This window comes from Mesobacillus jeotgali, assembly GCF_900166585.1.
GTDB classification, from domain to species: domain Bacteria; phylum Bacillota; class Bacilli; order Bacillales; family Cytobacillaceae; genus Mesobacillus; species Mesobacillus jeotgali_A.
In genome coordinates this window covers 2,396,876-2,418,280 of sequence record NZ_FVZC01000009.1, presented here as the reverse complement: position 1 = coordinate 2,418,280, position 21,405 = coordinate 2,396,876, and the positions used below count along the sequence as shown (strand labels likewise).

Annotated in this window: 16 protein-coding genes and 1 other annotated feature; of the genes, 9 read left to right on the top strand and 7 right to left on the bottom strand. The window is 43.2% G+C overall.

From position 1 onward, the window contains the following. Positions 1-159 precede the first annotated feature (159 nt). The 3 genes from B5X77_RS22255 to B5X77_RS22245 all read left to right on the top strand — a co-directional run bounded on the left by B5X77_RS22255 (position 160) and on the right by B5X77_RS22245 (position 3,011). Positions 160-528: an ArsR/SmtB family transcription factor gene (locus B5X77_RS22255; RefSeq protein ID WP_079510082.1), complete on the top strand. Its 369-nt coding sequence runs from the start codon at positions 160-162 to the stop codon at positions 526-528. Next, positions 521-2,650: a heavy metal translocating P-type ATPase gene (locus tag B5X77_RS22250; RefSeq protein WP_079510081.1), complete on the top strand. Its 2,130-nt coding sequence runs from the start codon at positions 521-523 to the stop codon at positions 2,648-2,650. Before B5X77_RS22255 ends, B5X77_RS22250 begins: the two co-directional genes overlap by 8 nt. A gap of 175 nt (positions 2,651-2,825) precedes the next feature. Then, entirely contained in the window at positions 2,826-3,011 is a 186-nt protein-coding gene (locus tag B5X77_RS22245; RefSeq protein WP_079510080.1) for a hypothetical protein, read from the top strand. Positions 3,012-3,242: 231 nt separating this feature from the next. On the opposite strand, the gene B5X77_RS22240 is transcribed toward B5X77_RS22245, so the two are convergent. Genes B5X77_RS22240 through B5X77_RS22230 form a run of 3 tightly spaced genes read right to left on the bottom strand, consistent with a single transcriptional unit; the run spans position 3,243 to position 5,741 of the window. Next, the gene (locus B5X77_RS22240) at positions 3,243-4,415 is read right to left on the bottom strand and encodes an acetoin utilization protein AcuC (RefSeq protein ID WP_079510079.1); all 1,173 of its coding nucleotides are present in this window, start codon (positions 4,413-4,415) and stop codon (positions 3,243-3,245) included. Next, positions 4,412-5,059, bottom strand: a complete 648-nt coding sequence (locus B5X77_RS22235; protein ID WP_079510078.1) for an acetoin utilization AcuB family protein — start codon at positions 5,057-5,059, stop codon at positions 4,412-4,414. The genes B5X77_RS22240 and B5X77_RS22235 overlap by 4 nt, the downstream gene beginning before the upstream one ends. Before the next feature lie 49 nt (positions 5,060-5,108). After that, positions 5,109-5,741: a GNAT family N-acetyltransferase gene (locus B5X77_RS22230; RefSeq protein WP_079510077.1), complete on the bottom strand. Its 633-nt coding sequence runs from the start codon at positions 5,739-5,741 to the stop codon at positions 5,109-5,111. A 224-nt stretch (positions 5,742-5,965) separates the two neighbouring features. Here B5X77_RS22230 and acsA point away from each other — a divergent pair, with 224 nt between their 5' ends. Further along, positions 5,966-7,684, top strand: a complete 1,719-nt coding sequence (acsA, locus tag B5X77_RS22225; protein WP_079510076.1) for an acetate--CoA ligase — start codon at positions 5,966-5,968, stop codon at positions 7,682-7,684. 98 nt (positions 7,685-7,782) lie between these two features. Here the strand turns inward: acsA and B5X77_RS22220 are convergent, their stop codons facing one another. Beyond that, positions 7,783-10,704 carry a transglycosylase domain-containing protein gene (locus B5X77_RS22220; protein WP_079510075.1) on the bottom strand — a complete coding sequence of 974 codons (2,922 nt, stop codon included), beginning with the start codon at positions 10,702-10,704 and terminating at the stop codon, positions 7,783-7,785. Positions 10,705-10,845: 141 nt separating this feature from the next. Further along, positions 10,846-11,064 (top strand) — a binding site (T-box leader). Positions 11,065-11,135: 71 nt separating this feature from the next. Here B5X77_RS22220 and tyrS point away from each other — a divergent pair. Beyond that, positions 11,136-12,395, top strand: a complete 1,260-nt coding sequence (tyrS, locus tag B5X77_RS22215; protein ID WP_079510074.1) for a tyrosine--tRNA ligase — start codon at positions 11,136-11,138, stop codon at positions 12,393-12,395. 327 nt (positions 12,396-12,722) lie between these two features. Here tyrS and rpsD read toward each other — a convergent pair whose 3' ends face one another. Next, positions 12,723-13,325 carry a 30S ribosomal protein S4 gene (rpsD, locus tag B5X77_RS22210; protein ID WP_079510073.1) on the bottom strand — a complete coding sequence of 201 codons (603 nt, stop codon included), beginning with the start codon at positions 13,323-13,325 and terminating at the stop codon, positions 12,723-12,725. Positions 13,326-13,777: 452 nt separating this feature from the next. On the opposite strand from rpsD, the gene B5X77_RS22205 reads away from it, so the two are divergent. Beyond that, positions 13,778-15,661 (top strand): sensor domain-containing diguanylate cyclase, encoded by a 1,884-nt coding sequence (locus B5X77_RS22205; protein ID WP_079510072.1) that lies wholly within the window; start codon positions 13,778-13,780, stop codon positions 15,659-15,661. 251 nt (positions 15,662-15,912) lie between these two features. Further along, on the top strand, positions 15,913-17,124 hold the full coding sequence (megL, locus tag B5X77_RS22200; RefSeq protein WP_079510071.1) for a methionine gamma-lyase: 1,212 nt from the start codon (positions 15,913-15,915) through the stop codon (positions 17,122-17,124). A gap of 65 nt (positions 17,125-17,189) precedes the next feature. On the opposite strand, the gene B5X77_RS22195 is transcribed toward megL, so the two are convergent. Next, positions 17,190-17,669, bottom strand: coding sequence for a GAF domain-containing protein (locus tag B5X77_RS22195; RefSeq protein WP_079510070.1), 480 nt, complete (start codon positions 17,667-17,669; stop codon positions 17,190-17,192). A 153-nt stretch (positions 17,670-17,822) separates the two neighbouring features. Here B5X77_RS22195 and refZ point away from each other — a divergent pair, with 153 nt between their 5' ends. Then, entirely contained in the window at positions 17,823-18,458 is a 636-nt protein-coding gene (gene refZ, locus B5X77_RS22190) for a forespore capture DNA-binding protein RefZ (protein WP_079510069.1), read from the top strand. A 25-nt stretch (positions 18,459-18,483) separates the two neighbouring features. On the opposite strand, the gene hisJ is transcribed toward refZ, so the two are convergent. Further along, complete coding sequence (gene hisJ, locus B5X77_RS22185; protein ID WP_079510068.1) at positions 18,484-19,281, bottom strand: histidinol-phosphatase HisJ; 798 nt, start codon at positions 19,279-19,281, stop codon at positions 18,484-18,486. 203 nt (positions 19,282-19,484) lie between these two features. Here hisJ and ezrA point away from each other — a divergent pair, with 203 nt between their 5' ends. Continuing rightward, positions 19,485-21,176 (top strand): septation ring formation regulator EzrA, encoded by a 1,692-nt coding sequence (ezrA, locus tag B5X77_RS22180; protein WP_079510067.1) that lies wholly within the window; start codon positions 19,485-19,487, stop codon positions 21,174-21,176. Positions 21,177-21,405: the final 229 nt, after the last annotated feature.

Here is a 21,405-nt window from a genome sequence, read left to right as displayed (position 1 = left end):
ACGTCTGGAATCGAATATAAAGTGGAATATACAGTCGCTGAAGTTTGATTATACCAATTGGATTTTTAGAGTGTAATATTCTAATAATCGTTTGACTATTTGAAATCCCTTGCATATACTAATGTTCAAATGAATGTTTGAATGAGGGGTGAGAATCGTTTGAAACATGATGATGTTTGTGAGATAACATGTTTTGATGGACCTAAAGTGGAACGGGTAAAGGAGTCTTTATCTAAATATAATACATTCTCAGTTTCTACAATGTTTAAAGCACTGGCAGATGATACCAGGCTGAAAATTGCTTTTGCATTAAGTGAAGAAGATGAGCTTTGTGTGTGTGACGTCGCTAATATTACAGGGTGTACAACAGCAACTGCCTCCCATCATTTACGCCTGCTCCGCAATATGGGCCTGGCAAAATATCGAAAAGAAGGAAAGCTGGTGTTTTACTCTTTAGATGATGATCATGTAAAACAATTGATTCTCCTAGCCTTTACTCATGAACAGGAGGGGAAAGTACATGGATGAAGCAGTCCAAAAATCAGCTGAAAAGCATGTATACCGTATACAGGGATTCTCTTGAACAGGTTGTGCGACTACGTTCGAAAAGAACGTAAAACACCTGGAGGGTGTTTCAGATGCAAGTGTAAACTTTGGAGCCTCTAAACTTGTTTTATACGGAAATGCTTCCATTGAAGAACTTGAAAAGGCCGGGGCATTTGAAAATTTAAAAGTAATTCCTGAGAAGGAACGATTTGAAGAAAAGAAAGAGCCGTTTTTGAAAAAGCATGCTACAGTGATTACCTCATTTGTTTTCTTGCTAATGGGATGGATTTTCGGACAATTGAACGGAGAAGAGGATATCGCCTCCGTTATCGCATATGCAGCCTCGATCCTAATAGGAGGCTACCGTCTGTTTAACACTGGATTGAAAAACCTGTTTCGATTAAATTTTGATATGAGAACCTTGATGACCATTGCCGTCATAGGAGCAGCATTCATTGGTGAATGGGGAGAAGGTGCTACGGTTGTCATCCTGTTTGCCATTAGTGAAGCCCTTGAAACTTACTCAATGGATAAAGCCCGTCAATCCATTCGATCGTTAATGGATATTGCACCAAGGGAAGCCTTGATAAGAAGGGGAAATCAGGAACTGGTGATCCAGGTCGATGAAATTCGAATTGGAGACATTATGATTGTCAAACCCGGGCAAAAAATTGCGATGGATGGCATTGTATCGAAAGGGACCTCTGCTATAAACCAGGCAGCGATTACGGGGGAGTCTGTGCCATTGGCTAAAACGGTCGATGATGAAGTTTTTGCCGGAACCCTTAATGAACAAGGACTGCTTGAGGTTAAAGTAACCAAACATGCAGATGACACGACCATTGCGAAGATTATCCATCTGGTTGAAGAAGCACAAGCAGAGCGAGCACCTTCCCAGGCGTTTGTCGATCGGTTTGCTAAGTACTATACGCCTGCGATTATGTTAATTGCTCTAGGGGTTGCCGTAATTCCTCCGCTTTTCGGAGCTGACTGGAACACCTGGATTTATCAAGGTTTAGCAGTGTTGGTGGTCGGCTGCCCATGTGCCCTGGTGGTTTCTACACCTGTTTCAATTGTTACCGCAATCGGAAATGCAGCCCGAAACGGCGTGTTAATTAAGGGTGGAATTCATTTAGAAGAAATGGGATCAATTAAAGCCATTGCTTTTGATAAAACAGGAACATTAACAAAAGGGATTCCTGTTGTCACCGATTATCTTCCGCAAGATGAAGGTTCAAACGAACAATTAAAAATCATTGCTGCCCTGGAAAATGGATCTCAACACCCACTGGCTTCAGCGATCATGAAAAAGGCTGAGGAAGAAAACCTTGATTACCAAACTGTTAATATTAATGAATTTTCTTCGCTGACCGGTAAAGGAATAAAAGGAAATATCAACGGTGAGACATATTTTGTTGGCAGCCCGAATTTATTTGAAGAAATCCTTACCGATGGGATTAGGACCGGACTAAAAGAGAAAATTGAAACTTTGCATAGCCAGGGGAAAACCGTGATGGTTGCTGGTACATCAAAGAAAATTACGGCACTGATCGCTGTTGCTGATGAAGTGAGAGAAAATAGCAAAAAAGTGATTCAAAAACTGCACTCTTTGGGTATCGAGAAAACAATTATGCTAACGGGAGATAACTCAAGGACTGCTAATGCCATCGGAAAGCATGTAGGCGTCTCGGATATTAAAGCAGAGCTTTTACCGCAGGATAAGCTTGACTGCATTAAAAATCTCAGAAAAGATTTTAACCGGGTTTCGATGGTCGGTGATGGTGTAAACGATGCTCCTGCTCTTGCAGCCTCAACTGTGGGGGTTGCTATGGGAGGTGCCGGGACAGATACGGCATTAGAAACGGCTGATATTGCCCTGATGGCTGATGACTTAGGAAAGCTGCCATTTACGGTAAAACTCAGCAGAAAAGCTTTGACGATCATTAAGCAGAATATAACCTTCTCATTAGCTATAAAGCTAGTTGCGCTATTACTCGTGATTCCAGGATGGCTCACCCTCTGGATTGCAATCTTCGCGGATATGGGCGCTACTTTACTCGTTACCTTAAACAGCCTGAGACTTCTCGGAATTAAAGACGAATAACCGACGCTTCCCAGCAATGGGAAGCTTTTTTTAGAGGATATATGATGTTTTTTAAACAGTTTCGGATGATTAGGAGTAATAAAAAAAAAAACCGAATTACTGGGTTTTTTTTCTTCGTAATTTCCCCATTTACAATTAAATCCAATTTATTTATAGTTTAATTGAGGTGGTAAAGATGATTTGGTTGATAATAGGGGCACCGTTAATTGTTTTGATTATTATTGCCTTGATTTTGGAAAAGAAAAAAGGGGCCGTTCCTCCAGAGCCACCCCATAACCACGGTATTGAATCAGATACAATGAAATACCAGTATTATACGACTCCCTCTAGTGGAGGCAGTGAAGGCAATCCCCCACAATGATAAAGCAAACACCCAATCAACTTAAATTGACTGGGTGTTTTTTTCTTCACTCTAACATGTTCGGGAATTAATGAGCACTGAATCAAGCAGGCGATATTTTGATATACTTGAGCATCAATACTCTTAGGCATTTTGCATGCTAATGGATGACCAGTTTGACTTCTGATTTTGTGGGAATTACAATATTAATTCCCCTCTGGAACTTCAATTACAGAACCCGTTACAAGTAACTTAAACGGGTTCTGATTTTTTATTATTCCTGATGGGATATAGCGCTTTTTCAACTGTCTGGGCGTTCTTTTCGGTGATTTCCGGTTTTCGCGGAATCGGTGGATATAAGTTATCCGGGTCATCCCATTCTAGTGGTAATTCTACCGGTGCCTTGTCTTTCCATTCATCGATCCAGTTTTGAGGCAAACTGCCATAACAGTTCGAGTTTTCAGTCATCTCCAGCCAGATTAGTGACCAGGCTCTCGGCACCACGCGCCATATGTCGTAGCCTCCGCCGCCAACTGCAATCCACCTGCCATCGCAATATTTATGGGCTGCTTCATGGGCAAGCCTTGGAATTTCCCGATAAATTTTCATGGTTGCAGACAGATGGGTCAATGGGTCATGGTAATGAGCATCAGCCCCATTTTGTGTCAGAATAACATCGGGTTTGAAGAACTCAACAACTTCCATCAGGGATTTTCTATAGGCATCGAGCCACGAGTCATCCTCTGTGAAAGCATCCACTGGAATATTAAAAGAATACCCATAGCCTTTCCCTTGTCCACGTTCATTCACATTTCCTGTGCCCGGAAAAAGGTAACGGCCAGTTTCATGGATCGATAAAGTGCATACATTCGGATCATCATAGAAAGACCATTGGACACCGTCTCCATGATGGGCATCGGTATCGACATATAATACCCTCGCATTGTACTTTTCCTGCAGGTATTTGATTGCGACAGAACTGTCATTGTATATACAGAAGCCCGAAGCTTTGCCACGGAACCCGTGATGCAGTCCCCCTCCTAAATGGAGCGCATGGACGGCTTTCCCGGTCATGACTTGATCTACTGCAGTCAGGGTGCCGCCGACGAGCAAAGCACTTGCTTCATGCATATTTGCGAAAATTGGTGTATCTTCAGTCCCGAGACCATATCCTTCCGCGGATTCACCTTTAAGCTTTCCCTGGCCAGCAAGCTTAACAGCGTTTACAAAATTAGGATCATGGACAAGGTGGAGTTCCTCATCCGTGGCCATCCTGGGAGCAATAATCTGATTGTCTTCAATTGCGCCAATTTTAAGCAATAAATCAAGCGTAAGCTTCAACCGCATCTGGTTAAAAGGATGGTTGCTGCTGAACCGATAATTCAGCAGCTCTTCTGAAAAAACGAACACAGAGCGGTCGCTCATGATGAAACACCCGGGAGGTTAGGCCAGAGTACATTGTGTCCTGCTTTTTTCAAATCCTCAATCACTGCGATAGGATTCATCGTCTGGATCCGTACAACGAGAATTTTATAACGATCATCCTTTTGGTCAGGGTATACGAGCACGCTTTGGATATTTGCTTTCCGCATGCTGATAACAGATGTGATTTCGCAAAGCATTCCTGCTTTGTTAGGTACCTTTACTTCTATTTGCGATCCGGGCTGGTGTGCACCTGTCAGCTCAACAAGTGTATGCAGCAAATCTGTTTCGGTTACGATTCCTACGAGTTTCCTATCTTTAATAATAGGAAGGCAGCTGATATTGTGTTCATAGAATACTGCTGATATTTCCTCTACAAAGTCTAGAGGATGCCCGGTTATCACGTCTGTTGTCATGATTGATTTTACTGGTTTATCGAGCTCGCTCTTATGTTCATCCCAATGGAAAACAGACGGGGCAGCATCCTTGATGTCGCGATCTGAAACCAGCCCAATCACGCTGTGATCTTCGTTCACAATCGGGATGTGGCGAATTTTGTTATCCGCCATCAGCTTGATCGCATCTGCAATTGTATCTTCAGGAAAAAGCGTCGTGACATTCTTCTTCATAATTTCCTCGACGATCATAATTCCTTCCTCCTTGATGATGAGGTATCTTTCAAGCTTAACAGCACTTTTAATACATAAAACGGTTCATGAACCGAAGCTGGTCAAATTTCTGCACAGATTCTGGAGGAATCCTCTTGCCAATCCGCGCCATGAGACAGTTTGCTGGGTGGGAGCTGATTTCAGGGTCATCCGTCGCATACCAGACGAGGCCGCCGGCATTCATCATCTTTTCCATGACTTTTCGATATTCCCATACATTAAGGCCGGTTCCCTTAAGGTCCCAGTGCCAGTAATATTCAGTCGTTATAATGATATAATCTTCCATTGCGTCATCCATCATGGAAACCATCAGCAAATTCTTGCCGACAGAGCTTCCGCGAAATTCAGGTATGACCTCAATTGCACCAAGTTCAATTAAATCTTCCATTTTTCCTTCAGACCATCTCTCTAGCGGGTCTGGATATAGGTACGTAACATAGCCGACGATCATATGGCCAGATCGAGCCACAATGATACGTCCTTCTGGCAGTCCGGCAATCTCAATGAGTGCCTTGTGCTGCTGTGCTGGAGGACGGAAGGCCACCAAGTCTTCGTGGAATTCATAGCTTGCCAGTTTTTCTGAAGAAATCGGGCCTTCAATGATCAAACGGCCATGGGGAGTTTTCAATTCTTTTGCGTTGTAAGTCTTTTTATGTTCCATTCAGTCACCACCCGTCAACAATTAAAACGATAATTCTATTATACATAAAATCTAACAAATAAAAGCGCTTTCACAAAATTTTCTGTATTTAAATGGCTACTTTTCTTTATAAATAATGAGCTGGAAGACCACATTTAATGTTCTGCTAATATTTTAAAAATTGAGAAAATCGAAATTTTATACTATAATGGTTTTTAAATATACAAGCCAAGGGGGATGGGTACATGAAAGTGGAAGCGCTACCAGTTACGCAAGGAAATCATAACTTAAAAAATTATGAAGAACTTCATAGTCAATTTGATTGGGCTGAAGCAGAGAAAGAGTTTTCCTGGTCTGAAACGGGCAGGGTCAATATCGCATATGAAGCAATTGACCGGCATGCCGAAGGCTTCAGGAAAAATAAAATTGCGCTATATTATCAAGATGGAGTGCGTAAGGAAAAATATACTTTCAAAGAAATGAAGGAACTTACCAATAAAGCTGGTAATGTATTTAAGACATACGCAGATGTTGAAAAAGGTGACCGCGTGTTCATCTTCATGCCTCGTTCTCCAGAACTGTATTTTGCGGTTCTCGGGGCGGTGAAACTTGGCGCGATTGTGGGGCCATTATTCGAGGCGTTCATGGAAGGTGCTGTACGCGACAGGCTGCAGGATAGTGGGGCAAAGGTATTGGTGACGACACCTGAGCTTCTTGAGCGGGTTCCTGTTGATGAGCTCCCTGACTTGAAGCACATTCTTCTTGTTGGTGATAACCTGGAAGCAAGTGATCAATATATTGATTTTAAACTAAAGCTTGCTGAAGCAAGCAAGAAGCTTGCTATTGAATGGGTTGACCGTAAGGATGGCCTGATCCTGCATTATACATCCGGTTCTACCGGAAAGCCAAAGGGTGTACTGCACGTCCATAATGCGATGATCCAGCATTACCAGACCGCAAAATGGGTTCTAGACCTTAAAGAAGAGGATGTCTACTGGTGTACAGCGGATCCAGGATGGGTAACAGGGACTTCATACGGAATCTTCGGACCATGGCTTGCAGGAGCTTCAAATGTAATTATTGGCGGGCGTTTCAATCCTGAGACATGGTACAAGATGATCGAAGAGTACGGAGTGACTGTCTGGTATAGTGCTCCAACAGCCTTCAGGATGCTGATGGGTGCGGGCGATGAGGTCGTGAAGAAATTCGACCTGAGCTGTCTGCGCCATATCCTGAGTGTTGGTGAACCGCTGAACCCTGAGGTAGTCAGATGGGGAATGAAGGTGTTCAATCTGCGCATCCATGATACTTGGTGGATGACTGAAACTGGTGCACAGCTGATCTGTAATTACCCAAGCATGGAAATTAAGCCTGGATCCATGGGCAAGCCAATCCCTGGTGTTCAAGCGGCAATCGTTGATGATCAGGGAAATGAACTGCCTCCATACAGAATGGGCAATCTGGCAATCAAAAGAGGCTGGCCATCGATGATGCACACAATCTGGAACAACCCGCAGAAGTATGAATCGTATTTCATGCCTGGCAACTGGTATGTTTCCGGTGACTCGGCGTACATGGATGAGGATGGATATTTCTGGTTCCAGGGCAGAATCGATGATGTCATCATGACTTCCGGTGAACGTGTGGGTCCATTTGAAGTAGAAAGCAAGCTTGTAGAGCATCCTGCTGTAGCCGAAGCTGGTGTAATTGGAAAGCCGGACCCAGTCCGCGGTGAAGTAATCAAGGCTTTCATTGCCCTCCGTGATGGCTATGAGCAGTCTGACGAGTTAATAGAAGAAATCCGCCAGTTTGTTAAAAGAGGCCTTGCAGCGCATGCTGCCCCTCGAGAAATCGAATTCCGCGATAAGCTTCCGAAGACACGAAGCGGTAAAATCATGCGCCGTGTATTGAAGGCCTGGGAACTTGATCTCCCAACAGGAGACCTGTCTACAATGGAAGACTAAATATATGGTTAAAAAGAGCGTGAACAGGTTTCACGCTCTTTTTACATCTTAATAAGGAAAACACCGCATCCATTTGGACGCGGTGTTTTCCTTTATAACTAGTTTCCAGTTCCGCCGCCGTCGTTTCCTCCGCCGGTCCCACCGCCATCACCAGGTGGTGGAGGTGGTGGTGGTGGCTTCGGAGGATCCTTTGGTTTTGGATCGGTTGGAGGCGGGTCTTTTGGTTTTGGATCCGTCGGCTTGCCATCCTTTGGAGGATCCTTAGGTTCTGGCTTTTTGCCGATTTCAATGATATTGGATGGAGCAGATTCTTTTCCTGCAATATCGACTGCTGTGACATAGAATGAACCGTCACCGGCATTGAAACTCAAGGAATCACCCGCTTTGATGCTGCCGACCTTTTTCTTGTTGTTATAGATTCGGTAGCCGACAATATCGTTTTCAGGATGTTTGCCCCATGTAATTGTTTTTCCAGAAAGTTTAACTCCGAGGGCTGCTGGAGTTTTTCCATTTTCACTCAGCTTATCATCTGCTGCAAGAATCTTGTTCCATGCATCCTTCTTAGGAATGAGCTGCTGAGGATCCCTGATTTTATGGCCGATGATGCTTTCCATATACTCAGGATTCAAGATTACACCGGTTTCAGTGAATTCAGCAGGAGTTGAATCAAGTGCTATGTAGCGCTTATCTCCTACTCTTACAAATTTGTTTTCAACAAGGCTGTCATCGACCTTAGATGGTGCGTACTTTGCAATAAAGTAATCAGACTCTACTAATCCTGCTTTCGAACATGCACTTGAAGGAAGCAATCCGGATACTGCGCAATAAGATCTCTTGACGATTCCGCCAGGCATCTTGAAGCGCTCTTCCGGATCGACCAGCTTAGGAGCGACCTCATATGCATCATTCATTAAGTCTGCCCAGATGTATTGGGTCCGGACTCCGTATGAAAGTCCTTTATAACTTTTTTGAAGGGCTTTTGGTGTATCATACCCAAGCCATACACCGAATGAGACATTCGGGTTTGTTGCAACAAACCAGGAATCAATATATTCATGTCCTGTTCCTGTTTTACCAGCCCAGTCAGAACCGAATTTCAGTCTGCCTTTAACAGCTGTCGCAGTACCGCGATTGATAACATCACGCATCATATCGATTGTCAGGTAGGATGTCTGCGGACTGAACACATCTACAGGTTCAGATTTATGCTGGAAAACAACATTTCCATTCTTATCAACAATTTTTTCGATCATATAAGCATCGATGAATTTACCGCCATTAGCAAACGTGCCAAAAGCATTAGTGTTTTCTTCAACAGTGACACCGCCGCGCAGGGAACCGATGGCTGTTGACAGGTTTTCATAATCATCCTTCTTCAGGTTTGAGAAGCCCATCTTATCCAGGAAGTTAGCTGGTCTCTGGCCGATGATGCTCTTATAAGCCAGTACTGCCGGAACGTTATAGGATTTCGTCAGCGCATGCCTTGCAGATGTCAAACCGCTGTATCTCATATCATAGTTATTGGGCCAGGCTTTTCCAGGTCCATTCAAAAACACCTGTACATCTGGCAGAACAGAACCAGGATGTAATTTCCCCAGCTCCATTGCAGGAGCATAGACAAGAAGCGGCTTCATAGTGGAACCGTTTTGTCTTGGAGCCCTGGAAGCGTGGTTCGTCTGTTCACGTTTAAAGTTGCGGCCGCCGACAAAACTGATGATTTTACCAGTTTTATTCTCAATGAGAGTAGCGCCAATTTCAACAGGCTCCTGGACAACAATCTTTTTGTTCGGGTCATCAGGGTCTGGAACTTCCTGAGGTTTTTCGCTTCCATAGTAAGGGTAATTCTTGGCAGTTTCCTGCATCTTTTCGTAAATATCTTTATTGATGGTGGAATAAATTTTATAGCCGTTTTGTCGAAGGTCTCGATCGGCAAGTGCTTTATATTCAGCCATCAATTTATCATCTTTTTTCAAATCGGCAAGTTCATAACCATCACGCTCGGCCAGGATCTTCGCCAGGATTTCAACAGAGCGGGCTTCGATTTCAAAAGTCAGGAATGGATATTCCTCAACCGTATTATCACTTGGAACCTCTTTGACAAAGTCTTTGGTAATATCGTAGTTGATTGCTTCCTTAAACTCTTGATCAGAAATAAACCCGGCACCATGCATCCTTGTGACGACAGTCTTATATCTGGAGAGCCCCGGTTCAAGTCCTTTCGGATCCTTTAGTTTACCATGGTCGCTGCTGAACGGAGTATAGCCAAACGGACTCTGTGGAAGTCCTGCGATAAAAGCGGCCTGAGGCAATGTCAGGTCCTTAGCATTCTTTCCGAAGATTCCCTTTGCAGCCGCCTGGACACCGGCAATATTGCTGCCGTTCGCGTTACGGCCAAAGGTAGCGACATTTAAATAGGCTTCGAGAATCTCTTTTTTATCAAAGAATTTTTCGAGACGAAGGGCGAGAAGGATTTCTTTAGCTTTTCGCTCGAATGAAATTTCATTCGTGAGGATCTGGTTTTTGATGAGCTGCTGCGTCAGTGTGCTTCCGCCTGAGGATGTCGACGAGTTGGTGACTTCCTGGAAAAGCGCCCGCATGATCGCTTTAGGCACAACACCATCATGCTCGTAAAAATACTCATCTTCCGTTGCCACTACTGCATTAACCAAATGCTTTGACATATCATCAAGCTTTACTTCCTCACGGTAAAGGTCGGTCCGTAGCTTGCCAAGATAAACATCGTTATCAAAATATAAATCCGATGTTTCTTCATAGTTGTAAATATCTTTCCTCATATTTTCATAAGGTCTGATTTGTTCATCTTTGACAAGGGATGCAAAATAGCCTGCACCTGCTCCTCCGGCAAATCCTGCCCCGAGGACCAGCACAATGATCAATAACAGCAGCATGTTCCAGACAACCGAATAGGTAATCCTGGCTCCTTTTACGGTCTTTTTATTCGTAAAAAAAGCAGCAAAGGATTTAAGCTTCTCTTTCCAAGGCTGTTTTCCTTCATGCATTCATATCATTCCCCCTAAAATCACATACATTATAGCATAAACAGGCTGCCGAAAAGTCAGCAATGTTAATTTTTCTGAAAATTTATGTCGAATTTGACAACAGATATCGCTTTATGGTAAAAATGCTTTATTAACTTTATAGTGAAAGCTTTGAAGGGAATCAGTAGTACTTTTGTCAATGTTCCAGAAAGCCGGCGGCCGCTGTGAGCCGGTACAAACAAAAGGACGAATTACCTCCCCGAGCGCCGCAGTGAACCGAATTCATAGTAGCCGCGGACGGTTTAACCGTTATTTTATTGAGTGGAAGACTTTTTGTTTAGTTTTCAAGCCGGGTGGTACCGCGCATTTAGCGTCCCTGCATTATTGCAGGGGCGCTTTTTATTGTGAAAAAAATCCGGTTGCGAAAGATATTTTTGAATGGAGGAAGGAAAATGGAATTACTAAAAGATCTCGAATGGCGCGGGATTATCTACCAGCAAACTGATGAAGAGGGAATGAAGGACCTGCTTTCCAAAGAGAAAATCTCTCTATACTGCGGTGTGGATCCAACAGCAGACAGCATGCATATCGGGCATCTTCTTCCGTTCCTGACACTGCGCCGTTTCCAGAATGCTGGCCACCGTCCGATTGTCCTTGTCGGCGGAGCAACAGGGCTGATTGGCGATCCTAGCGGCAAGAGTGAGGAACGTAAACTGCAAACACTCGAGCAAGTTCAATTGAATGTTGCAGGAATCAAGAAGCAGCTCGGAAAGATTTTTGATGTTGAAGGCGAAAATGGCGCGATGATGGTCAACAACTATGACTGGGCGGGTTCCATGGATGTTGTGACATTCCTGCGTGATTTCGGAAAGCATGTCGGCGTGAATTACATGCTGGCTAAAGATACGATCGCTTCAAGACTTGAGACAGGTATCTCATTCACTGAATTCACCTACACTATCCTGCAGGCAATGGATTTCTTCCATTTATACGAAAACCATGACTGCAAACTGCAAATTGGCGGAAGCGACCAGTGGGGTAATATCACAACAGGTCTTGAACTGATCCGCAAAATGTCCGCAGAAGGCTCAAAGGCTTACGGAATGACGATTCCATTGGTAACGAAGGCTGATGGTACAAAATTTGGCAAGTCAGAAAGCGGCGCAGTGTGGCTCGATCCTGAAAAAACTTCACCATACGAGTTTTACCAGTTCTGGATCAACACTGCTGATGCCGATGTTGTGAAATACTTGAAGTTCTTCACTTTCTTAGAAAAAGAAGAAATTGAAGCACTCGAAAAAGCGGTAGAGGAAGAACCACATCTCCGCAAGGCTCAGAAAGCACTTGCTGAAGAAATGACCCGCATGATCCATGGCGAAGATTCGCTTCAGCAGGCAATCAGGATCTCAGCAGCACTTTTCAGCGGCGAGATTAAAAACTTGAGCGCTGATGAAATCAGACAGGGCTTCAAAGATGTTCCTTCTTTTACAGCAGAAGGAGACGGAGAGCTTGGGTTAGTTGACCTGCTCGTTGCAGCGAAAATTTCGCCATCCAAGCGCCAGGCCCGTGAAGATGTGGCCAACGGTGCAGTTTCACTAAATGGAGAGCGTGTAACAGATACCTCATATGTACTTAGCGATGCAGACAAAATCGAAGGACAGTTCACCATCGTCCGCCGGGGCAAAAAGAAGTACTTTATGATTAAATACTAGAGTTTTTCGCTAACTATGATGCTTTATGCGGAAAACAGTGAATGTTAATAAAGAAAACAGCCTTCCTCGGATTAGGAAGGCTGTTTTTTTCAGTCAACAAACGTTAATTCCGCGAAAATCATGGTGAATTCCGCGAAACCACCCCTGATTCAGCGAACTAAGGCGTAATTCCGCGAAATTGACCACTAATTCCGCGAATGGTGTATTTTTACTCAAATGGTGTATCCCCAGTGGAGGCTAGAGATTAGCACCTACAGACGTTTGCAGATCCCGATTCCTGGTACAAAAAAACCCCAGCCAAATCGGCTGGGGTTTTCAAACACTCTATTAACGAGAGTAGAATTCAACGATAAGAGCTTCGTTGATTTCAGCTGGAAGTTCAGAACGCTCAGGCATACGAGTGAAAGTTCCTTCTAGCTTGTCTGCATCGAAAGTCAAGAAGTCAGGTACGAAGTTGTTTACTTCGATTGCTTCTTTAACTACATCAAGGTTGCGAGACTTTTCACGAAGTGTGATAGTTTGTCCTGGAGCTACGCGGTAAGACGGGATGTCTACACGTGCGCCATCAACCATGATGTGTCCGTGGTTTACTAATTGGCGAGCTGCACGACGAGTGCGAGCAAGACCAAGACGGTAAACAACGTTGTCAAGACGAGCTTCAAGAAGGATCATGAAGTTTTCGCCGTGCTTACCAGGCATTTTGCCTGCTTTGTCGAACAAGTTACGGAACTGGCGCTCAGTAACTCCGTACATGTGGCGAAGCTTTTGCTTCTCTTGAAGTTGCAATCCGTATTCGGAAAGCTTTTTACGCTGGTTAGGACCATGAGGACCTGGTGCGTAAGGGCGTTTTTCTAATTCTTTACCTGTACCGCTTAGTGAAATTCCAAGACGGCGGGATAGTTTCCAGCTTGGGCCGGTATAACGAGCCATGAATGACTCCTCCTTAGTTTTTATTTAGTAAAATAAAAACAGATTGTGATGAACCAATTATGGGTATTTTGTTTTCATGTACCTTCGCCCTAGCAGCAGCGGGTTACGAGATACACCATCAAACGTGTTTGAGGAACAAAATACATACATAATGCAGATCACATAGGCTGCGATATTTTACACAAAGAGTATTATATAATTTATGTTCACTTAAAGTCAAGGGTATATTTTTAGGTATATCGTTTGACCTTGAAAATCTTCCTAAAAACTTTGGTATTTATATCATACTATTTTACTAGGTCTATGATATAATAAATAGTAATTGTTTTATTTTTCAAATATTTAGGATATTACCTTGCCACGTGATGAATCATTTTTGTCCAATCAGGCTGCTGCCTTTAAAAAAGCTACTTATAAATCGCTGATAAGTGATTTTAAAACAGGTGATACATATGGAAGAAATGTTAGAACGGAAGACTATACTGGAACTGAAAAGCAGGTTCTTTGATTTGATCAGCACTGGCAGATTATCATTTTCGGAAGTTCTCTTACAGATGGTGACTGTTTTAAAAGAATTGCTTCGGGCTGATGAAATTGACTTATACAGATGTGAAGAATGGAAGCAGGGCATGTTCCTTGAAGCCACGACCCGTGAGGAGGCAAATGAGGGACTGGCAGGCACTTTCCCTGAATGTCTGGTTAGTAATGTGACTGCAGGTTCGCAGGCTTTTATTAAATATCCCGAAACTCTTAATCAATATGATTTGCTGCTTGTTGTGGCCGCAAACGAAAAGTTAAAAGGTATGTTTGCCATTGAAATGAGTAAAACATCACTTGAACGATTCTCAGACCGCTTTCTGAATGAGCTTACCGCTGAGTGCACTGTGTTTACAGAGAAAATACATAGCCTGGCTGAGACTATGGAAGAAGAAAAAAGGTATAAGCAATTATTCAGGGTAACAAAGAAATTTCATTCGACCATGGATATGGATGCAGTGCTCGGTGAAATCATTTCCACATTAAAGGAAGTGTATCCTACTTTCACTTATTATCTGATGCTGTCGCATGACCACAAAGGTTATGGCGGATTGCCTGTCAAAGACCTGGAATACGACAGTGAAAATCAGACTGCGATGCAATCGTATGTGAGCGGTCAAATCCAGTTCGAGGATTTAGTTGTTGATAAAAATTCCATCATGTATGCACCTTTAAAAGGGAGACAAGGCGTATACGGAGTGTTGCAGGTCATCGCGCCGAACTCTCTGGTATTCCCGCAAAATGAAGTGGAATTCATTAAGCTGCTCGCCAACACCGCGGGTAGCGCCCTGGAAAATGCAAAGCTTTATGAGCAATCAAGGAAGCTGATTGCCGATTTACAGTTAATAAATGAAACCTCCCATCAATTGAATACCAGCCTCCGTCTGACAGATACGATGAAATTTATCTGCAGCCAGATTATCAAGTCCTTTAATGCCCGGGAAGTTGGATTCATCATGCTGGCCGAAGAAAGTGGAGATTATACTGTTCTTCATGGCAGCACGAGTTTTTTCTTTTCAAATGAAGCATCAAATTATATATTGAAAATCGCCAGGCAGATCAGGCAGGATATGGAGCCATTGTTCATAGGAGATATCGATTCTGATTTCGAGGATGGATACTTCCGTTCCGTTATGTGTGTTCCGATGGTCCAGAGCGGTGAATTAAAGGGTATTGCCCTTGTCATGCATGAGGAGCCTTACCACTTTGCATTTGATACATTCAAGTTGCTGCAGTCACTCATCCACCATTCGACATTAGCTTTCACCAATTCCATGCTGCGTGAAGAACTGGAAAAAATGGTCGTGACGGATCATTTAACAAAGCTGTATTCCAGAGGCTATCTCGATGACAAAATGAATCTCTCGATGCTGGAGGATGCTCAGGGAACCTTTATATTAATTGATATTGATAATTTTAAAAGTGTGAATGACCAGTATGGACACCAGGTTGGAGATGAGGTGCTCATCCAGCTTGCCCGCCAGATCGCAAAAAACATTCGCGGAACTGATATAGGCGCAAGGTGGGGCGGGGAGGAACTCGCCATCTATTTACCGGGAGCTCCTTTGGAAATCGGCGTCATGATCGCAAAGAGACTAGTTGATAAAGTTGAACAACATACTAACCCCAATGTGACGATTTCCTGTGGTGTATCCACCTGGATCCGGGGGCAGGAAGATACGACCAAGACTGTGTTCAAAAGGGCAGACCAGGCTCTTTATAAAGCAAAAGGATCTGGTAAGAACAAAGTAGTAGTCCAGAATGAGAACCAGTTTGATTTTACAAGCACTCAGAAATGAGTGCTTTTTCTATTTATGTCCTGCATGAGTTTGAAATCAGTGCTTTTTCTATTAATCGGATACAGGATATCAAAATCAATGTTTTATCTATAATGGGCTGTTCGATTTGAAATGGGTGCTTTTCCTATTTAATGGACTGCAGGACTTTTTCAGCTGATGCAAGGGAAATCACTTTCCATATTAGGGTAATTATCATATCCTGATTATGAGGGTATTTTGTAAACGCTTACAATTATATAGGAGGAATAGGAATGGGAGAGAAAAGATTCGAAACAGAAGTAATCCATGCAGGCTATAAATCGGACGAATTCAGGGGAAGTCTTGCTCCTCCGTTATTTCAAACCAGTACATTCACTTTTGAAACGGCTGAGCAAGGAGAAAGGCGCTTTGCCGGGGAGGAAGAAGGATTCATTTATTCACGTCTGGGAAATCCAACTGTTGCGATGCTCGAAGAACGGATGGCAGTGATAGAAAAAGGAGAAAAAGCCCTCGCATTTGGTTCGGGAATGGCTGCTGTTTCGGCGATTTTAGTGGCACTGACCAGATCAGGCGATCATATTCTTTGTTCACAGGGTGTGTATGGCTGTACATTTGGTCTATTGCAGCTTATGAAAGAAAAGTATGATATCAATCACGATTTCTCCATGATGTCGTCTAGAGAAGATGTGCTGGCTGCTATTACCCCGGAGACAAGAGTCATCTATATTGAAACACCGATTAACCCGACTATGAGACTGGTTGACCTGGAAATGGTGGCAGATGTCGCGAAAGAAAAAGGAATTCCGGTCGTTGTTGATAACACTTTCAGTTCTCCGTATCTGCAAAATCCTTTAGAGCTTGGCTGCGATTTTGTCATCCACAGCGCAACGAAATATATTTGCGGACACGGGGATGTCATCGCTGGTCTAGCAGTTGGCCCGAAGGAAATTATGTCAAAGATTGCTATGACTACCCAAAAGGATATCGGCGGTGTAATTTCACCATTTGATGCCTGGCTGCTGCTTCGCGGCTTGAAGACGCTGCCTGTGAGGATGGACCGGCATTGTGATAATGCTGAAAAATTGGCCGCCTTTCTATCCGATCATCCAGCAGTTGAGGAGGTCATCTTTCCGGGTGATCCTAAACATCCTGATTACGCAATTGCAAAAAAGCAAATGCGCAAGCCAGGGGGTTTGATCTCTTTCAACATAAAAGGCGGCAAGAAAGAGGCTCAAGCATTTATCAACAAATTAAAACTCATAAAAATAGCAGTCAGCCTGGGTGATGCAGAAACATTGATCCAGCACCCGTCAACAATGACACATGCTGTGGTTCCGCAAGAATCAAGAGAAAAGATGGGGATTAAAGAAAACATGTTAAGGCTTTCAGTTGGTCTGGAAGCCTGGGAAGACCTAAGGGATGACCTTGAGATGGCATTTGAGGCAGTAAGGAAGGAAAGCGCAATGGAGACAGGAACGATTTAAGCAGTTATCAATCATTATAAAAAAACCTCCCGGCCATAACCGGGAGGGTTTCACTATGCTCTCTATTAAATATACTGCACCAGTACTTCAACGAATTCCTCCAGCTTCTGCTGGTCCAATTCATCAAAACGATTTTTTTCCGGAGAGTCAATATCAAGGACGCCGATCAAGTTTCCATCTTTGATGATTGGTATGACAATCTCGGATTGAGAAGCGGCATCACAGGCGATGTGACCAGGGAACGCATGGACATCTTCGACCCGTACTGTTTCTTTTTTAGAAGCTGAAGTCCCGCAGACTCCTTTTCCGAGCGGGATTCTTACACATGCAGGAAGTCCCTGGAATGGTCCGAGGACAAGTTCTCCATCCTCCATCAAGTAAAAACCGACCCAGTTGACGCGGTCGAGGAACTGGTTCAATAGAGCAGAAGCATTACTCAGATTTGCAATGGCATTCTTTTCATCCTCTATCAGTGCCTTAAGCTGTTTAATGACCAAATCGTAATTTTTTTCGCGGCTGTCGCTGTATGTTTCGACGTTAAACATCGTTATTCCCCCTCATTCATGAAGTTTTACTCTATATTGTATCAAAAATCGGCGAAACAATGGAGACTTTGTCGAGCTTTTTATAAAGGAATTTTGCAGGATTCCCAGAAAGGTTAACTATAGAGTGATTCGAGGAAAGTGAGGGGCGGAGAAATGAGAAAAAATTCAAAAGCTGCAATTATTGATGCGGCCATCTACTTATTCAATACGAAGGGGTTCAATGGAACATCAGTGAGGGATATTGCAGCAAGGGCAGACGTAAATGCAGCGAATATCTCATACTACTTCCAGAATAAAAAAGGACTCCTCGAAAATTGCTTTACTGCCTTTTTCGAAAACTATATAAAAGAGTTGGAAAAAGGTTATTCGTTTCTTGAATATGGTGCCGAGGTCTGTCTGAATGCAATGGTTGGCAATGTGTTAAGGTACCAGAGTGAAAATATCCAATTGACAAGGTTCATATTAAGAGAAATGACGATAGACTCTCAGGTTGTCAGGGAAATTATGTCGACCTACCATGTAAAAGAACGCTATATGCTTAAAAGGGTGCTTGAAAGCGGAATCGAGAACGGAGAATTCAAAAAACATTCAATCCAGTATAGTATCCTGCAGCTGAAAGGCTTGCTGCAGATGCCTTACTTGAATACACATTATGTTACAGAGGTCCTTCATGTCCAGCCGCATGAAAAATACTTTGCGGACAAATACAGTCTTGAAATTTCACAGTGGATCAAAGGAGCCCTCTGTCATGAGCAGCAATCCCATCAAAAAATGTTGATTAACATATAGGAAACCGGTATGCAGGCCGGTTTCCTTATTTTTTTATTGTCATAAATTCCAATCCCTGCCCGAGCTCCTTTGCCTGATGTGCATCGGATCCGTATACAAGCCTGATATGGCGCTTTTTGGCCTCGCTGATTACCCATTCTGGAGGATAGGGTTCACGGCATAATGGTTTCGCTGTACCGGCCCCGTTATAATCAAGTTCATACCCAAGTGCTGAAACCTTTTCCAGTATTTCAATGATTTCATTTGTACATTCATTACTGATCGGGTATTTAAGGCGGAATTTATTGGCCAGGGTCATATGGCCGATCCTTTTTGGCTTGTAAGGGCCCAAATCGGCCAGGATGGATTTCATGACAGTTTGATAGTAATGCTGATGGACTTTTTCCACGGAACCATATGATTTGATCATTTCCCCAAAGTAATCTGGACTGTAATCCAGGCAATCATATGTACCGGCATTATTTTTCAAAAAATGGACCGATAGGAGCGCATCATCTATAAACGATCCGAATTTGTTCAAAAAATTGATGGTGGCATTCTCATATCCTTCAATAAAATCAATCTCAAATCCAGCATTGATTTTTATTTTTCCTTCATACCTTTTTTTTGCCTCAGCAATTGTTTCAAAATAAGCATTTAAATCATCAAATCTCATTGCGCTGTCTTTTAATGGCGTTGGGTCGATAAAACTTTCCGGCAATGGTGCATGCTCCGCAAACGTGATTTCAGTGTAGCCAAGCTGGAGGGCCCTTTGGAGATAATCATCCATTGTGTCGTTTGATCCATGTGGGCAAAAAGCTGTGTGGACATGTCCATCTTTCATAAGAATACACCTCCTGAAGTATAATCTTTGGCATTAATTCAAGTTAATTCTGCCTAATTCGGACAATTTCAACAAAAAATATGAATTTAATAGTCAAAAATTGTCGTTAACATGGTAATATAATTACATTATACACGCATTTATCAAGAGATTTTATATAGAAGAATTCAGGACTTGGAATATGTGAGGCCAGGGGGATAATAATGGAGTACATAATTGGCGGAATTGCTATACTTATAATTGTTTTTTTGATCGGATATTTTATGAAAAGAAAATACTACAGTGAGGTCGACCGCTATGAATCATGGAAAATCGATATCATGAACCGGCCTGTACTGGATGAAATGTCCAAGGTAAAACAGCTTAACATGACTGGGCAGACAGAAGAGCTTTTCGAACGCTGGCGCCAGGAGTGGGATGAGCTTGTAACATCCAAGCTGCCCGGCATTGAGGATTATCTGTTTGATGCAGAAGAGTATATCGATAAGTACAGATTCAGCAAGGCGAAGGAATCTCTTGCCGTTATTGACCGTAAGCTTACAGAAACCGAGGAGAAAATCAAAAAAATTCTCGGGGAATTGAATGAGCTTGTCGGAAGTGAAGAAAAAAACCGCGAGGAAATCGATGGGCTGAAGGAGCATTACAGAGAAAGTAAAAAGAACCTTCTCACTCACCGCCACAGCTATGGAAGCGCGGAGGCCAGCCTCGAAGCAATGCTGGAACAAATTCAGGCCAAATTCATCGAGTTTGATGAGAAGACTGAGAATGGAAATTACCTTGAAGCAAGGGAGACGGTGCTGTCCATCCAGGCATTGCTTGAACAGGTTTCAGCGAAAATGGAATCCATTCCAGCACTTCTGCATGATTGCCAGTCGGCCATCCCAGCCCAGGTCGGCGATCTTAAGGATGGTGTCAGAGAGATGACGGAACAGGGATATGTTCTGAACCACTTGAACGCTGACAGCGAGATTGAAGAAATCAGCAAAGAATTGAGTGAGCATCTTGCTTCGCTTGAGAAGGGCGATGTAGAGACCGCTGATCAGGGCATCCAGGGTTTGAAGGAGCGGCTGGATAAATTATTTGACCTTCTGGAAGAGGAAGTACTGGCAAAACAATATATTACAAATACAGAGCATGTTGCGAAAGAAATCCTCGTAAAAGCAATAACTGAAAGCAAGACACTGAAGGAAGAAACAAAGCATATCCAGGAGAGCTATCATTTAACGGATAAAGAGCTATCTGCGCAAACACATGTGGAACAGCAGCTCAGGGGTCTGCTTAAGCGCTTCGAGCTGATTGACCACAGAATCACGGAAAACGATACAGCACAAAGCCTGATCAAAGTGGAGCTTGAAGAAGCAAAACTGCAGCTTGATAAGCTTGTCGAAGAGCAAAAAGAATTGATGGAAAAACTTAGCGCTCTTAGGAAGGACGAAATGGCGGCAAGGGAGAAAGTGAGAGGACTCTCGAAACAGATTTCCGAACTGATCCGAACCGTTTCCAAGAGCAATATGCCTGGCCTGTCACAGGAATATAAATACCTGCTGGAAGACGCGAATGAAAGCATCAAACAAGTTAATGAAAAGCTTGAGCAAAAGCCACTGGATATTCCTGCTGTCCAGCAATATCTCGAAATTGCCGTGCTGACAGTAGAAAAGCTTGAAGCTTCGACAGAGGAAATCGTCGAGACCGTCATGCTCGCTGAGCGTGTCATCCAATATGGTAACAGATACCGCAGCCGATATCCTTCTGTGGCGAGGGGATTGCGGGAAGCTGAAGAGTATTTCAGGAATTACGATTACCGTGAGGCACTTGAACAGGCAGCTACTTCCATAGAGGAAGTGGAACCTGGCGCATTGAAGAAGATTGAGAATATGCTGTCCGTAAAACAGTGATGAAACATGGTCTCCGCTTGGAGGCCTGTTTTTTTGCGAATGATTCATTCGAGGGATTGGATTTTTAATTTTGCAACATTTCTCATTCGAAAATTATTATGATATGATTTTTAGTTAGCAAAAGGATGCTTCATCATTGTTCATGAATCTTTTCCAGTTATAATTTAGATATTTTTTTAAAACCGAGGAAGCCGGTTTTTATTTTGGCTGAGATAGCAAAGTGTACGAA

Excerpts from the sequence above, each read along its gene's own strand:
- B5X77_RS22245 (WP_079510080.1), top strand. The coding sequence starts at position 2,826 with ATGATTTGGTTGATAATAGGGGCACCGTTAATTGTTTTGATTATTATT.
- B5X77_RS22240 (WP_079510079.1), bottom strand. The coding sequence starts at position 4,415 with ATGAGCGACCGCTCTGTGTTCGTTTTTTCAGAAGAGCTGCTGAATTAT.
- B5X77_RS22235 (WP_079510078.1), bottom strand. The coding sequence starts at position 5,059 with ATGATCGTCGAGGAAATTATGAAGAAGAATGTCACGACGCTTTTTCCT.
- B5X77_RS22230 (WP_079510077.1), bottom strand. The coding sequence starts at position 5,741 with ATGGAACATAAAAAGACTTACAACGCAAAAGAATTGAAAACTCCCCAT.
- acsA (WP_079510076.1), top strand. The coding sequence starts at position 5,966 with ATGAAAGTGGAAGCGCTACCAGTTACGCAAGGAAATCATAACTTAAAA.
- B5X77_RS22220 (WP_079510075.1), bottom strand. The coding sequence starts at position 10,704 with ATGCATGAAGGAAAACAGCCTTGGAAAGAGAAGCTTAAATCCTTTGCT.
- tyrS (WP_079510074.1), top strand. The coding sequence starts at position 11,136 with ATGGAATTACTAAAAGATCTCGAATGGCGCGGGATTATCTACCAGCAA.
- rpsD (WP_079510073.1), bottom strand. The coding sequence starts at position 13,325 with ATGGCTCGTTATACCGGCCCAAGCTGGAAACTATCCCGCCGTCTTGGA.
- B5X77_RS22205 (WP_079510072.1), top strand. The coding sequence starts at position 13,778 with ATGGAAGAAATGTTAGAACGGAAGACTATACTGGAACTGAAAAGCAGG.
- megL (WP_079510071.1), top strand. The coding sequence starts at position 15,913 with ATGGGAGAGAAAAGATTCGAAACAGAAGTAATCCATGCAGGCTATAAA.
- B5X77_RS22195 (WP_079510070.1), bottom strand. The coding sequence starts at position 17,669 with ATGTTTAACGTCGAAACATACAGCGACAGCCGCGAAAAAAATTACGAT.
- refZ (WP_079510069.1), top strand. The coding sequence starts at position 17,823 with ATGAGAAAAAATTCAAAAGCTGCAATTATTGATGCGGCCATCTACTTA.
- hisJ (WP_079510068.1), bottom strand. The coding sequence starts at position 19,281 with ATGAAAGATGGACATGTCCACACAGCTTTTTGCCCACATGGATCAAAC.
- ezrA (WP_079510067.1), top strand. The coding sequence starts at position 19,485 with ATGGAGTACATAATTGGCGGAATTGCTATACTTATAATTGTTTTTTTG.